Source organism: Pseudohoeflea suaedae (genome assembly GCF_004354915.1).
Lineage (GTDB): Bacteria > Pseudomonadota > Alphaproteobacteria > Rhizobiales > Rhizobiaceae > Pseudohoeflea > Pseudohoeflea suaedae.
This window is the reverse complement of the sequence record NZ_SMSI01000002.1, coordinates 378,090-390,833: the sequence shown is the minus strand read 5'-3', so window position 1 is coordinate 390,833 and position 12,744 is coordinate 378,090. Positions and strand designations below refer to the sequence as shown.

The 12,744-nt window shown below is 62.4% G+C and carries 12 protein-coding genes; 9 read left to right on the top strand and 3 right to left on the bottom strand.

Annotation, left to right across the window (positions count from 1 at the left end; all coding sequences use genetic code 11):
• Positions 1–43 precede the first annotated feature (43 nt).
• Both moaA and E2A64_RS11915 read left to right on the top strand, forming a co-directional pair.
• Entirely contained in the window at positions 44–1,063 is a 1,020-nt protein-coding gene (moaA, locus tag E2A64_RS11920) for a GTP 3',8-cyclase MoaA (protein ID WP_133284703.1), read from the top strand.
• Positions 1,064–1,180: 117 nt separating this feature from the next.
• Entirely contained in the window at positions 1,181–2,095 is a 915-nt protein-coding gene (locus E2A64_RS11915) for a DMT family transporter (protein WP_244598265.1), read from the top strand.
• Between the two features lie 45 nt (positions 2,096–2,140).
• On the opposite strand, the gene E2A64_RS11910 is transcribed toward E2A64_RS11915, so the two are convergent.
• Positions 2,141–2,344, bottom strand: a complete 204-nt coding sequence (locus E2A64_RS11910; protein WP_133284702.1) for a hypothetical protein — start codon at positions 2,342–2,344, stop codon at positions 2,141–2,143.
• Positions 2,345–2,490: 146 nt separating this feature from the next.
• On the opposite strand from E2A64_RS11910, the gene E2A64_RS11905 reads away from it, so the two are divergent.
• The 6 genes from E2A64_RS11905 to E2A64_RS11880 all read left to right on the top strand — a co-directional run bounded on the left by E2A64_RS11905 (position 2,491) and on the right by E2A64_RS11880 (position 8,078).
• Complete coding sequence (locus tag E2A64_RS11905; protein ID WP_133284701.1) at positions 2,491–3,735, top strand: multidrug effflux MFS transporter; 1,245 nt, start codon at positions 2,491–2,493, stop codon at positions 3,733–3,735.
• Positions 3,732–4,346 (top strand): molybdenum cofactor guanylyltransferase MobA, encoded by a 615-nt coding sequence (mobA, locus tag E2A64_RS11900; RefSeq protein ID WP_133284700.1) that lies wholly within the window; start codon positions 3,732–3,734, stop codon positions 4,344–4,346. The genes E2A64_RS11905 and mobA overlap by 4 nt, the downstream gene beginning before the upstream one ends.
• Positions 4,347–4,506: 160 nt before the next feature.
• Positions 4,507–5,298, top strand: a complete 792-nt coding sequence (locus tag E2A64_RS11895; RefSeq protein WP_133284699.1) for an ABC transporter substrate-binding protein — start codon at positions 4,507–4,509, stop codon at positions 5,296–5,298.
• Positions 5,299–5,571: 273 nt separating this feature from the next.
• Positions 5,572–6,366, top strand: coding sequence for an ABC transporter permease (locus E2A64_RS11890; protein WP_133284698.1), 795 nt, complete (start codon positions 5,572–5,574; stop codon positions 6,364–6,366).
• A 2-nt stretch (positions 6,367–6,368) separates the two neighbouring features.
• Positions 6,369–7,202: an ABC transporter permease gene (locus E2A64_RS11885; RefSeq protein ID WP_133284697.1), complete on the top strand. Its 834-nt coding sequence runs from the start codon at positions 6,369–6,371 to the stop codon at positions 7,200–7,202.
• A gap of 60 nt (positions 7,203–7,262) precedes the next feature.
• Entirely contained in the window at positions 7,263–8,078 is an 816-nt protein-coding gene (locus E2A64_RS11880) for a class I SAM-dependent DNA methyltransferase (protein ID WP_133284696.1), read from the top strand.
• Between the two features lie 46 nt (positions 8,079–8,124).
• Here the strand turns inward: E2A64_RS11880 and E2A64_RS11875 are convergent, their stop codons facing one another.
• A complete protein-coding gene (locus E2A64_RS11875; protein WP_158285755.1) occupies positions 8,125–10,605 on the bottom strand; it encodes a penicillin acylase family protein in 2,481 nt (826 codons plus the stop codon).
• 94 nt (positions 10,606–10,699) lie between these two features.
• On the opposite strand from E2A64_RS11875, the gene E2A64_RS11870 reads away from it, so the two are divergent.
• Complete coding sequence (locus tag E2A64_RS11870) at positions 10,700–11,569, top strand: NAD(P)-dependent oxidoreductase (protein ID WP_133284694.1); 870 nt, start codon at positions 10,700–10,702, stop codon at positions 11,567–11,569.
• Between the two features lie 19 nt (positions 11,570–11,588).
• Here E2A64_RS11870 and E2A64_RS11865 read toward each other — a convergent pair whose 3' ends face one another.
• Positions 11,589–12,731: an alanine racemase gene (locus E2A64_RS11865; RefSeq protein WP_244598264.1), complete on the bottom strand. Its 1,143-nt coding sequence runs from the start codon at positions 12,729–12,731 to the stop codon at positions 11,589–11,591.
• Positions 12,732–12,744 lie beyond the last annotated feature (13 nt).

The following is a 12,744-nucleotide window of genomic DNA, read 5'->3' as shown; positions in this document are numbered from 1 at the left end:
GCAATGGTGATGTTGCGCAGGAGGTATTTTGGGAAGAACTCTTATGGATCATGCAGCAGCTGGCACTCCGTCGATGATCGACCCCTTCGGCCGCGCCGTGACCTATCTGCGGGTGTCGGTGACCGACCGCTGCGACTTCCGCTGCACCTATTGCATGGCCGAACACATGACCTTCCTGCCCAAGAAGGACCTGTTGACGCTCGAGGAGCTCGACCGTGTCTGCACGACCTTCGTCGAAAAGGGCGTCCGCAAGATCCGGCTGACCGGCGGCGAGCCGCTGGTACGCAAGAATATCATGGAGCTGATCCGCTCCCTCGGCCGACACATCGAAACCGGTGCGATGGACGAGCTGACGCTGACTACCAACGGTTCCCAGCTGACCCGCTTCGCCGGCGAACTGTTCGGCGCCGGCGTCCGCCGCATCAACGTGTCGCTCGACACGCTCGACCCCGACAAGTTCCGCGCCGTCACGCGCTGGGGCGATTTCAACAAGGTCATGGACGGCCTCCGGGCCGCACGCGAGGCTGGCCTCAAGGTCAAGATCAACGCGGTGGCGCTCAAGGATTTCAACGAACACGAAATTCCCGAAATGATCGAATGGGCCCACGGCGAAGGCATGGATCTCACGCTGATCGAAACCATGCCGATGGGCGAGATCGACGAGGACCGGACCGACCAGTACCTGCCGTTGTCGCAGGTGCGCGATCGCCTGTCGGAACGCTTCACGCTCACCGACATCCCCTACAAGACCGGCGGGCCGGCTCGTTACGTGGAAATCGCGGAAACCGGCGGCCGTCTCGGCTTCATCACCCCGCTGACCCATAATTTCTGCGAAAGCTGCAACAGGGTCCGGCTCACCTGCACCGGCCAGCTCTACATGTGCCTGGGACAGAACGACGACGCGGATCTTCGTGCGCCGCTGCGCGCCTCGGAAGGCAATGCGCTCCTGTCGGATGCCATCGACGAGGCTATCGGGCGCAAGCCGAAGGGGCACGACTTCATCATCGAACGCGGCCGTTCGCGCCCGGCGGTCGGCCGTCACATGAGTGTCACCGGCGGATAGCATATCTGCATCTCGACAATAGTGATTGGGCAAAACGGGAATCCGCGTTAAGGAACGTCCGTCGGCGTCTGCATCCGCGCGTCACCCAGGATTTCCCTCCCAGCGAAGACACACCGCATGCCTCTTTCTCCAAACTACCGCGGCGCCCTGTTCATGTCGCTCGCCATGATCAGCTTCACCACGAACGACACGCTGGTGAAATATCTCGCCGAGACCATGCCGATGGGGCAGATCGTCTTCGTCCGCAACATGATAGCCTCGGTCGTCATCATCCTGATCGCCTACCGGCAGCATGCAATGCGACCGCTCAGGCTGGCGTTCTCGCCCTTTATCGCGATCCGGGTGATCGGCGAAGTCGGAGGCACCATCACGTTCCTGATCGGGCTGAGCCATATCCCGCTCGGCAATGCGACCGCCATCATGCAGGCGCTGCCGCTTGCGGTGACCATGGGCGCGGCGATCTTCCTGGGCGAACCGGTGGGCTGGCGGCGCTGGTCGGCAATTCTGGTGGGCTTCGCCGGCGTGATCATCATCGTCCGGCCGGGGGTCGAAGGTTTCTCGCCCTATGCGGCAGTTATCGTGATCACCGTGCTGTTTGCAGCCTCGCGCGATATTGCCACCCGCAAAGTGGACGCCTCGATCCCGCCGCTCTTCATGTCGTCGATCACCGCCCCGGCGGTCGCACTTTCGGGTTTCGTCCTGTCGCCACCGACAAATGGCGACTGGGTCGCGATCGGCGCCTTCGATTGGGCGCTGCTGATCGGCGCGGCGACCTTCGTTCTTATCGCCTACCACTTCATCATTCATGCCATGCGTGAAGGCGACATCTCGTTCATCGCCCCCTTCCGCTATTCGAGCCTGCTGATCGCGATCGTGCTCGGCTATGTGGTCTTCGGCGACGTGCCGGACGTGTACATCATCATCGGCGGCCTGCTGATCGTCGGCTCGGGGCTCTATACGATCTACCGCGAGAAGGTACGTACCGACGCCCACGAAGTCGCGGCGACATCGGTAACCCGGCATACGCCATAGGCTGAATGCCCGTGGGCGTTGCCGGGTTGATTGTTGGACTGGATATCAGCTGAAAGGCCGCGGCTCTTCGCCGTCTTCGTGCTCGTCGGGATGCCGCGCTGGCTTCGTCTTGAGCTCGGCCTTTTCGGCGAAGCTTTCCCATTCGATCAGCAGATTGTAGTGATCGCAATGACCCCAATCCGCACCGCAGAACGGGCAGGTCTGCTTGTCGTCACCTTCCTGCATAGTGCCCCGCGACCCGGTTGCCATTGCCGTTGTCTATAATCCTAGGGTAACGATTTGGATAATGCCAGCTTGCGAAATGTAATACACGCAAAAATTGCAACACCGCACTCCTGCCTGGAAGTGCAACTTTCCGATTGCGCAAGCGGCGGCCAGACGCCACAAGTGCCGCCATGCAGAAATCCGTTTTCCTGAAGCGAAACACGCCTCCCTCGCTCCTTACCCTGGTCCTCGTCACAGGTATGGGCGCACTCAATCTCAACATCTTTCTCCCTTCATTGCCGGCAATTGCCGGGTACTACGATGCTGATTACGCGCTCGTGCAGCTTTCAGTTTCAGGATATCTGGCGGTAACCGCCGTCTTGCAGCTTTTCATCGGCCCTCTCTCCGACCGTTACGGCCGCCGGCCGGTGATGCTTACGAGCCTGGCGATCTTCCTCGTTGCCACTATCCTGGTCATTCTGGCCCCGACCATCACGATGTTTCTCGCAGCCCGCGCGCTTCAGGCGGCAGTGGTTGCCTCGCTGGTCCTGCCACGCGCCATGATCCGCGATGTGGTGGGCGCGGAGGAAGCCGCCTCGCGGATCGGCTATGTGACGATGTTCATGAGCGTGGTGCCGATGGTCAGCCCCGCGCTTGGCGGGTTTCTCGCCGGGCTCTTCGGCTGGCACTCCACATTCGTGGCAGCGTTTCTCTTCGGCTTCGTCGTGTTTGTGCTGTTCTATTTCGATGCGGGCGAAACCCATCACCATCGCTCGACCAGCATCTGGCGGCAATTTGCTGCCTATCCCGAACTTTTCCGCTCACGCCGGTTCTGGGGCTACGCGCTCACCGCGAGTTTCTCGGCGGGCGCCTTCTATGCCTTCCTGGGCGGCGCGCCCTATGTGGCCAACACGGTGCTCGACCTCGAAGCCGAATCCATCGGCGCCTATTTCGCCATCATCGCGGTCGGCTACATGGTCGGCAACTTCCTGTCCGGGCGCTACACCAGGACCGTCGGCATCACCAGCATGATGATCTGGGGCAGCATCGTCGCTTCGATAGGCGCCTTGATCCCGATGTTCCTGTTTCTTGCCGGATATGTCGATCCCCTCGCCTTTTTCGGCCCGACCTTCCTCGTCGGCATGGGCAACGGACTGACGCTGCCGAGCGCCAATGCGGGCATGGTCAGCGTCAGGCCGCACCTCGCCGGTTCCGCCTCCGGCCTCGGCGGCACCCTGATGATCGGCGGCGGCGCCATCCTGTCCTCGACAGTCGGCGCAACGCTTACGCCGGAAACCGGCATCTACCCGCTGATCATCGCGATGTTTCTGACCATGGTCGGCGCCATGTTCGCGTCGGCCTATGTGCGCCACGTCGACAAGCTCGCCGCCACGGAGGCGCAGGACAGGCTCGGATTCGACGGAGCGTCACGATGAGAATTGCCGGCGCCGTGCTGGCCGGCGGCCAAGGCCGTCGCATGGGAGGGCTGGACAAGCCCTCGCTCGAACTCGGCGGGCGCCGCCTGATCGAACACGCCCTCGACCGGCTCCAGCCGCAAGTCACGACCATAGCCATCAGCGCCAACGGCGATCCGGCGCGTTACGCAAGCCTCGGCCTCGATATCCTGCCCGACGATCCGGCCTATCGCGCGGGACCGCTTGCGGGGCTCGCCACCATGCTGCGTCATTTCTCTGCGCAGCCGGAACTGTCTCACATCGTCACCGTGCCTGCGGATGCGCCTTTCATTCCCGGCAACCTCGTGCCACGGCTATGCGCCGAGCTCGGTCACGGAACCGAGGTGGCGGTGGCGCAATCCGGCGACCGCGTGCATCCGGTTGTCGGCCTCTGGCCTGTCGCGCTGCTGGCGCGGCTCGAACAGCACCTGATGCGGACGCAGAAGCTCAGCATCATGGCATTCCTGGAAAGAATCGAATGGCAGGCCGTCGCCTTCAGCCCGCATGACGGCATCGACCCCTTCCTCAACGTCAATACGCCCGAGGATCTGGCTTATGCGCGCAGCCTTGTGGCGGGCCGGGAGCGAAGCTGACGCGGACCGGTTGTGCGTCAACCGCATTGCCACCCGTTTTGCTATTGCAATTGCGAACAAAAGAATGGGAATATCCGCTTTCCGGTGGTCGTCGAATGACCGCCCGAGACGCGAAAGGCGGCACGAATAACCGCCGGTCAGCCCAACAGAGAGGACATAAATGCGTATCTCAACGAAACTCACCCTCGCCATCTCCGCGCTTGCCCTGTCGGTAAGCCTTGGCGCGCCGCATGCAGGCGCACAGGACATGAAGAAGGTGGTCATCGGCACCGAAGGCGCCTACCCGCCCTTCAACACTCTGGAAGCCGACGGCAACCTCACCGGCTTCGATATCGATATTGCCAAGGCGCTCTGCGAGGAAATGAAGGCTGAATGCACCTTCGTCACGCAGGACTGGGACGGCATCATTCCGGCCCTCCAGGCCGGCAAGTTCGACGCCATCATCGCGTCGATGTCGATCACGCCCGAGCGCATGGAAAAGGTCGACTTCACCAACAAGTACTACAATACCCCGCCGGCGATTGCCGTGCCGAAGGATTCCGACATCACCGAAGCGACCGACGAGGCGCTTTCCGGTAAGCTGCTCGGCGCACAGTCCTCGACCACATTCTCGAACTATGCCGAAGCAAAGCTTCCTTCCGCCGAACTCAAGCTCTACCCGACGACCGACGAGTACAAGCTCGACATCGAATCGGGCCGCGTCGACGCCGTGATCGACGACGTCGTTGTGCTCGACGAATGGGTCAAGTCGGACGCCGGCGCATGCTGCAAGATCCTCGGCACGCTGTCTCCGGATCCGGAAATCAACGGCCCCGGCATCGGCATCGCCGTGCGCAAGGGCGAGGATGAGCTGCGCGAATCCTTCAACAAGGCCATCGTTGCCCTGCGCGAAAACGGCAAGTACAAGGAAATCAACGACAAGTACTTCGATTTCGACGTTTACGGCGATTGATCGAAGCCCTAGGGTCAGGACCTGTCAAGACGATTGGAATGGCGCTTGAGATGGCAAGATATGCGAGCAAGAGTGCGAAGAGCGGGGCCGTCGCCCCGGTCGAGGACTTTGACGCGGCAGATCGCAGCCAGATCAGGCGTCCTTCGGATCGGACGAATTTGCACGGGCTGCCTTGTCGCAAGGCCTTGAAAGGCTAGATCGTGATCTTACGGCGGCCCGGCAATCGGGCCGCCACCGACAAGAGAGCCGTACAACCGGCCTTGAGGGGACACCATGAACGATCCGACGGCACCGCCGCTGGCGGTGGCTTCGATACTGGATATGCTCGACCCGTTCTGCGGACCGGTCGGCTTTCTCAATCTGATACCCGAATCCTCCCTTCTTTCCTGCGGCGCGACCGGCTGGGGCGACGAGATCGCCAATGGCTTCTTCATCACGCTGTGCCTGTCGCTCGGCACGTTACCTGTCGGGCTGATCCTCGGATTCTTCATCGCACTCGGCAAATTGTCCTCGTCCCGGGCCCTCAATCTGAGCGCCAACATCTACACGACGATCTTCCGCGGGCTGCCCGAACTGCTGACGATATTCATGATCTATTTCGGCCTGCAGATCGGGTTGCGGCAGCTCCTTCTGGCCTTCGGGATTGAAGAAGCAATCGAGATCAACGCGTTCGTCGCCGGCCTTATCGCGCTTTCCCTTGTCTTCTCGGCCTATGCGTCGGAAGTGCTTACCTCCGCCTTTCAGGCGATACCCGCGGGCCAGTACGAAGGCGGCGCGGCACTCGGCCTGCGCGGCGGCATCGTCATGCGCAAGATCATCGTGCCGCAACTCTTGCGCATCGCGCTCCCGGGGCTGGGAAACCTATGGATGAACCTGTTGAAGGATACCGCGCTCATCTCCGTGATCGGGCTGTCCGACATCCTGCGCCAGACCGGCATTGCAGCGCGCGTGACCAAGGAGCCGTTCCTGTTCTTCGGCATCGGCTGCATCCTCTACCTCTTTCTCGCCATGCTCTCCTCGATCGTGACGAACTGGCTCGAGAACCGCTACAAGCAGGTTGAGCGCTGACCATGGCTTATGTGACCGACGAACTCATTCCGCCTGCCCCTCCGCCAACGGAGGACAAGAAGCGCTGGACGGCGGCCAGCATCGCCGGCGCGGTCTTTCTGGCGCTGTGGTTCGTGGCAGCGGTTGCCATGGCCGCCTGGCTTGTCGGAGGATGGAACACCGAGCGGGTCGTGCAATACGGGCCCAAATATCTTTCCGGCCTTGTGACGACGATCGAGCTCGTGGCGACCTGCATCATTCTGGGCGCGATCATTTCGATCCCCGTTGCATTCGGCCGGATGTCGAACAACCGGATCCTTTCGACGCTCTCCTATGCCTATGTCTACTTCTTCCGCGGCACGCCGCTGATCGCGCAGCTCTTCCTGATCTATTACGGCCTGGGCTCCTTCCGCGACGAACTCGACGCCATCGGGCTCTGGGTCGTCTTCCGGGACGCGTGGAACTGCGCGGTGTTCGCCTTCTCGCTCAACACCGCCGCCTACCAGGCAGAAATCCTGCGCGGCGCGATCCAGAGCGTTCCGCGCGGCCAGTTCGAAGGCGCTGCCTCGCTCGGCCTCGGGCGCATCGTCACCATGCGCAAGGTCATCTTCCCGCAGGCGATGATCGTCGCACTCCGGCCCTACGGCAACGAGATCATCCTGATGATCAAGGCCTCGGCCATCGTTTCCATCGTCACCGTATTCGACTTGATGGGAGAAACCCGCCGGACCTATTCACGCACCTTCGATTTCCAGACCTATATCTGGGCGGCGATCTTCTATCTCCTGATTGTCGAAGCGCTGCGCAATGTCTGGGTGCTGCTCGAGAAACGCCTGACCCGCCATCTCAAAAGGTAACACTTGCCGCCTGCGGCCCGAGAGAATAAGACCCGCAGGAATTTATTTGGGGTCACAGGCATGTCGATCATCGACGAGAAGAAGCTGGCGGAAGCCTATAATCACGCCTTGAAGCTCGAAAAGGCAGGCAAGCGCGAGGAAGCTGCCGCCGCCTGGCGCGAAGTGCTTGAGATAGATCCCGACGATCATGGCGGCGCGTCGGTGCGGCTGGCGAGCCTCGGATTTGGCGAGGCGCCGGACCGCGCTCCTGAAGCCTATGTGACCACGCTCTTCGACCAGCACGCGGACGTCTTCGACAAGGTTCTTGTCGAGGATCTCGGCTACCACGTCCCGCTCATCCTCAGGCAGCGCCTGATGGATATCGGCGCCGGTCCGTTCGAGCGCGTGCTTGACCTCGGCTGCGGCACTGGCCTGACCGGCGGTGCGCTCGAAGACATGGCGGGAGACGTCACCGGGGTCGATCTGGCCGAGAACATGGTGCAGATCGCCCACGAGAAGGGTCTCTACGACACGCTCTACGTGGCCGATGCCATCGACTATCTGGAAGACAATGACGACGAGGCGTTCGACCTGATCGCGGCGACCGACGTTCTGCCCTATCTCGGCAGCCTCGAGCGCTTTTTCGCGGGCTCCGCGGCCAATGCCAAGCCCCGTTCGCTTCTCGCCTTCTCCAGCGAAACCCTGCCCGCCAATGTCATGGGCGAGCGCGGCTTCATGGTGGGAAATTACCAGCGCTTCGCTCACGCCAGGGACTATGTCGAAAAGGGCGCTGCCGTGGCCGGCTACAAGATGATCGAGATCAGCGACATCCTCGTCCGCTACGAACAGGGTGCTCCGATTTCAGGCCACCTCTTCATCGCCCGCTACGAGGGCTGAGCGCCCTCGCGTCCTCTGCCAACAGGATGCCGTTGCCCCGCCTTCCCTATTCGGTGGTCGGCTTGTCCTGGCGCGGGCTCAGCCTCCACGTTCCCTTCGGATCCGCGACCGGCCCTGCCGGAATGGTGATCGCGTCCACCTTCGCCCATGTCTCCGCGAAATCGCGATAGTGCCGCGAGAACACGTTCCCCGACTGCCCCGTCGTCTGGATGAAGGTCGACCTGTCGAGATCCGCCAGATCGTATATTCCGCGGTAGCTCGCAGCGTGGGTGTTCACATAGGGACGCTTGTCGTCGCCGACGGTAGTCTGCCCGCGATCGAGCGTGAAAGGCCCGCCTTGATGCGGCACGTCGACACTGAAGAAGCCCGACAGCGCCTCCACCTGCGAGAACGGCCGGTGCTCGCCATGGGCGATATGGATCCTGCCCCAGTCCCATGACCCGGCATCATCCCCGAAGCGCGCCTTGAGATCGGCAATCCCCTTGTCGAGACTCTCGATCAGGATTTCGGGACACTGCTCCTCGGTGTCCGTATCGATCCGGTCGCACCAGTTGCGCGCCGACTTGCCCGTGACCAGCTTTTCGACCGCGGTCGCGCGTATCTTGAACCAGTTCTTGAAAGCGGCCCCCAGATCGTCGGAATAGGCCTCGATCATGAACTGCCGCGCCCAGGCCATCATCACGAGCGGCTCCCCACTTCCGGCGCTCATCTTGCCGTCCCAGGACGAAAGCCGGCTGATGAAGCCCTCCGTTTCGACAGATTTTTCAAGCGGCTGGACCGCTTCGATGAATCGATCCCTCAGGTCGGCCAGAGCTTCCGACTGGATGTCGCCCTGTGCCGCGCGCGAGGTTTCCATCGTCTGCGTGCCGGTCGCATCGACGATCAGCTCGTCGACCCGGTTTTGCCGGTAGGGCTCTTCCCAGTCGAAGGTCAGGAAATGCGCGTAATCCGGTCCCACGATCTTGGTGTTGGCGGTTCCGATCGCTCCCTTCTCCGGGTTGGTCTGGCGCGGCAGCTGGCCATAGGGCAAATGGCCTTGCCAGTCGTATAGCGCGTCCCAGCCTGGAACGGGCGCGCGACCCATCACTTCGTTGGCGGCATCGCGCACCGGCACCCGGCCCGGCGAGATGAAGCCGATACTGCCTTCGCTGTCGGCCACCACCATCGCCTGCATCGGGGTGAGGAAATCATGCATCAGCGCCTGATAGTCGGAGACCGTCTCCGCGGTGAACAGCGGCGGGCCGGCATTGGCCGTCGTGTCGTCGGTCGCAAGCGCCACCCACTGGAGCGCGGCGACCGTGTTGTCCGGCAGGTAGCTTTCGAGGTTCTTGTAGCTGCCCGGCAGAACCGGTCCGTGGCGGGTTGCCCGACGGGTGAAGATCACGTCTTCCGCCCCCTTGACCCTGATGGTCTCGCTCACGGTCTCGAAGGGCTGCCAGCCGGACGGCGTGAGATATTCCTCGGCATTCTCCGGGTTCACGCGCTCGACGAAAATATCCTGCGCGTCAGTGCCCGTATTGGTAAATCCCCAGGCGATCTTGTCGTTGCGGCCCAGGAAGACGAAGGGCGCCCCCGGCAGCGAGGCGCCGATGAGGTTTTTCGGCGTATCGAACTCGTCGGTCACTTCCAGATGGGCCAGATACCAGATCGAGGGTGCCATCAGCGCCAGATGCGGATCGTTGGCGAGGATCGGCTTGCCGGTATCGGTACGCGAGCCCGACACCACCCAGTTGTTCGACGCCCGCTCGGCGGTCACGCTGTCGAACATCGCCATCTCCTCGCCAACCCCGTCGAGGGAAGCCTGTTCGAGCGGTCCGCTTTCCAGACCGAGCAGCGCCTTCAGGTCGGGAAGCGGCGGCGGAGTGTCGGCATCGAGCATCGGCAAGAGATCGTCGATCTCCTCGCCGGAGAAACCAAGTCTGGCGAATGCCAGCCTGTCCGCCTCGTCGTCCACATTGGCCGACAGGCTCACCGACATCATCTTGATCGTCGTCAGTGTGTCGACCGGTTTCCACGGCTCGGGCTCGACCCCGAGGATGACGAATTCGGGCGGCAGTTTCGAGGAGAACGCCTGCGGCTTACGGTTCATCCAGGCGTTCACGCCGCGCGCATAACCCTCCAGCATGTCGGCGGTAGCCTCGTCCATGACGGAGAGAGAGGCCTCGGCTGCCTTGTCGATCGACATTGTGCGCAGCCAGCGGTCGGTGCCGATGGTCGGCTCGCCGAACATTTCCGACAACCGCCCCTGGCCGGCCATGCGATTGACCTGCATCTGCCACAGCCGCTCCTGCGCATGGACGAAACCGAGGCCGGCGGCGGCATCTGCGCGGGTGGCGGCCTTGATATGGGGAACGCCGTTCGCATCGCGGGTGATCGTGACGGGTCCGGAGAGGCCCGTAATCGAAATCTCGCCGTCAAGCGGCGCCAGCGATCGCGACAGCCACAGCATGCCCGCGCCGACGGCGATGATGAGCAACGGCACGACCACGAGCAGAAACTTGAACAGGGCTTTGATGATACGCCGCATTGGTCTATGTCCCCCCATGCATCTGACGTAAAGTCAGCAAACTTTCCGGCCCGAAGCGGGCCTTTCGGGCATTAGTGGCAGAAGGATACGCGAAATGGCAACAGTTGCTTTCATCGGCTTGGGAGTCATGGGTTACCCGATGGCGGGCCATCTGAAGACCCGTGGCGGCCACGAAATGCGCGTTTACAATCGCACTCAGGACAAGGCCGGAAAGTGGGTCTCCCAGTATGGTGGCACGGCCTGCGCGACCCCTGCCGAGGCTGCCGAAGGTGCCGATTTCATCTTCACATGCGTCGGCAATGACGACGACCTGCGCTCCGTCACGACCGGCGAGAACGGCGCAATTTCCGGCATGAAGTCGGGCGCGATCCTTGTGGACAACACCACCGCCTCGGCAGAGGTCGCCCGCGAACTCGCCGAGGCCTGCGCCGCCGCGGGTTGCGGGTTTCTCGACGCTCCGGTTTCGGGCGGACAGGCGGGTGCGGAAAACGGCGTCCTGACCGTCATGGTCGGTGGCGACCAGTCCACATTCGACGCGGCGAAGCCGGTCATCGAGAACTATGCCCGCATGGTCGGCCTGATGGGCGAAGTGGGCGCCGGGCAGCTTACCAAGATGATCAACCAGATCTGCATCGCGGGTCTGGTTCAGGGCCTCTCCGAGGGGATTCACTTTGGCAAGAAAGCCGGCCTCGACATTGAAAAGGTTGTGGAAGTCATCTCCAAGGGCGCGGCAGGCTCCTGGCAGATGGAAAACCGCCACAAGACGATGAATGCCGGCGAATACGAGCACGGTTTCGCCGTCGACTGGATGCGCAAGGATCTCGACATCGTGCTGGCGGAAGCACGGCGCAACGGCGCGACACTTCCCGTCACCGCCCTCGTCGACCAGTTCTATGCCGACGTCCAGAAGATGGGGGGCAAGCGCTGGGATACATCGAGCCTGCTCGCCCGGCTTGAAAGATAAGGCTCGGCCGGCTCACCAACTATCCGGTGGGCAGGACGTCCCAGTTCTCGACGATCCTGCCGCCGGAATAAACCGCGATAGCGCCAAACTGCTGGAGGACCGCCTCGCTCTGCGTGGGCCGGAAGAACGCCACATCATCGACCTTGAGGTCGCACCCCGACGGCAGCCCCATCAGCTGCTGGTTGGATGACAACCCCCAAATATCGTTTTCCTTCATGCCCTCCGGCCATGCCGGCCTGGCGTACCATTTCCCGCTGTACAGGAAGCAGCCCTTGCGCGGAAACATGCCGAGCGCCTGCAGAAAGCGGGTTACCAGCAACGGCCCCGGCAGCCGCGCCTCGACGATCTTGAGCACCGGCGTGGCGATGAAAATGGCGGGCTTGAGCTCCGCAAGCGCCTTCACATCGAAATCGGTCGGCTTGACGAAGCCCGAACCCATCGAGACCTCGTTGATCATTCCGTCGGGCCGGTACGTGACCGATGTCTTCGAACCGCCTGTATTGACGATCCGCCGGCACTCCGGCGGCAGGGCCGCGGCAAATGCGTGCAGCCGTTCCGCCACTTTCTCGTGCTCGCCCTCGGCACCGCCGAACAGACCCGGAATTTCCGGGATATGGGCCTCGTAGCCCATGATGCCTTCGCATTCGAGCTGCGGGGACCTTCGGGAAACGTCGAACAGCGACTTCAGGGCCTCGGCATCGGCAATCCCGCCGCGGTGCATTCCGGTATCCACCTCGAAGGCAAAGCGGAGCGTAATGCCCCGTTCCGTGGCGAGAGCCGCATAGTGTTCGAGCCGCTCTTCGGTATCGATCAGCCAGACGACCCGCTTGGCGAGCATTTCACCGATCTCCGGCCTGGCGGAGTTGAATTCATGACGAAGGGCGGCGACCGGCAAGGGCTTGCCGTAAAGGAAGTCCGCCTCCGGGAAGGCCTGCAGCATGACGCGCGTCACCGGAAGATGAAAACTCATGATCCGGTCGGCGCTGAATGTCCCGGCCACGCGCCGCATCAGCGGAATGCACGGCAACGACTTGTCGACGATCCTGAGCGCCAGCCCCTCGTGCAGCTTGCGCCGGACGGCGGCGATGTTGCCGTCGAGCCGGTCACGGTCGAGCACGAGAGCGGGCCGATGGATGCCCGCCTCCTTCAGAGCCGCTGACACATCACCGAAATAG

Bases quoted from the DNA above. Each gene is read 5' to 3' on its own strand.
- moaA (WP_133284703.1), top strand. From the start codon at position 44: ATGGATCATGCAGCAGCTGGCACTCCGTCGATGATCGACCCCTTCGGC.
- E2A64_RS11915 (WP_244598265.1), top strand. From the start codon at position 1,181: ATGCCTCTTTCTCCAAACTACCGCGGCGCCCTGTTCATGTCGCTCGCC.
- E2A64_RS11910 (WP_133284702.1), bottom strand. From the start codon at position 2,344: ATGGCAACCGGGTCGCGGGGCACTATGCAGGAAGGTGACGACAAGCAG.
- E2A64_RS11905 (WP_133284701.1), top strand. From the start codon at position 2,491: ATGCAGAAATCCGTTTTCCTGAAGCGAAACACGCCTCCCTCGCTCCTT.
- mobA (WP_133284700.1), top strand. From the start codon at position 3,732: ATGAGAATTGCCGGCGCCGTGCTGGCCGGCGGCCAAGGCCGTCGCATG.
- E2A64_RS11895 (WP_133284699.1), top strand. From the start codon at position 4,507: ATGCGTATCTCAACGAAACTCACCCTCGCCATCTCCGCGCTTGCCCTG.
- E2A64_RS11890 (WP_133284698.1), top strand. From the start codon at position 5,572: ATGAACGATCCGACGGCACCGCCGCTGGCGGTGGCTTCGATACTGGAT.
- E2A64_RS11885 (WP_133284697.1), top strand. From the start codon at position 6,369: ATGGCTTATGTGACCGACGAACTCATTCCGCCTGCCCCTCCGCCAACG.
- E2A64_RS11880 (WP_133284696.1), top strand. From the start codon at position 7,263: ATGTCGATCATCGACGAGAAGAAGCTGGCGGAAGCCTATAATCACGCC.
- E2A64_RS11875 (WP_158285755.1), bottom strand. From the start codon at position 10,605: ATGCGGCGTATCATCAAAGCCCTGTTCAAGTTTCTGCTCGTGGTCGTG.
- E2A64_RS11870 (WP_133284694.1), top strand. From the start codon at position 10,700: ATGGCAACAGTTGCTTTCATCGGCTTGGGAGTCATGGGTTACCCGATG.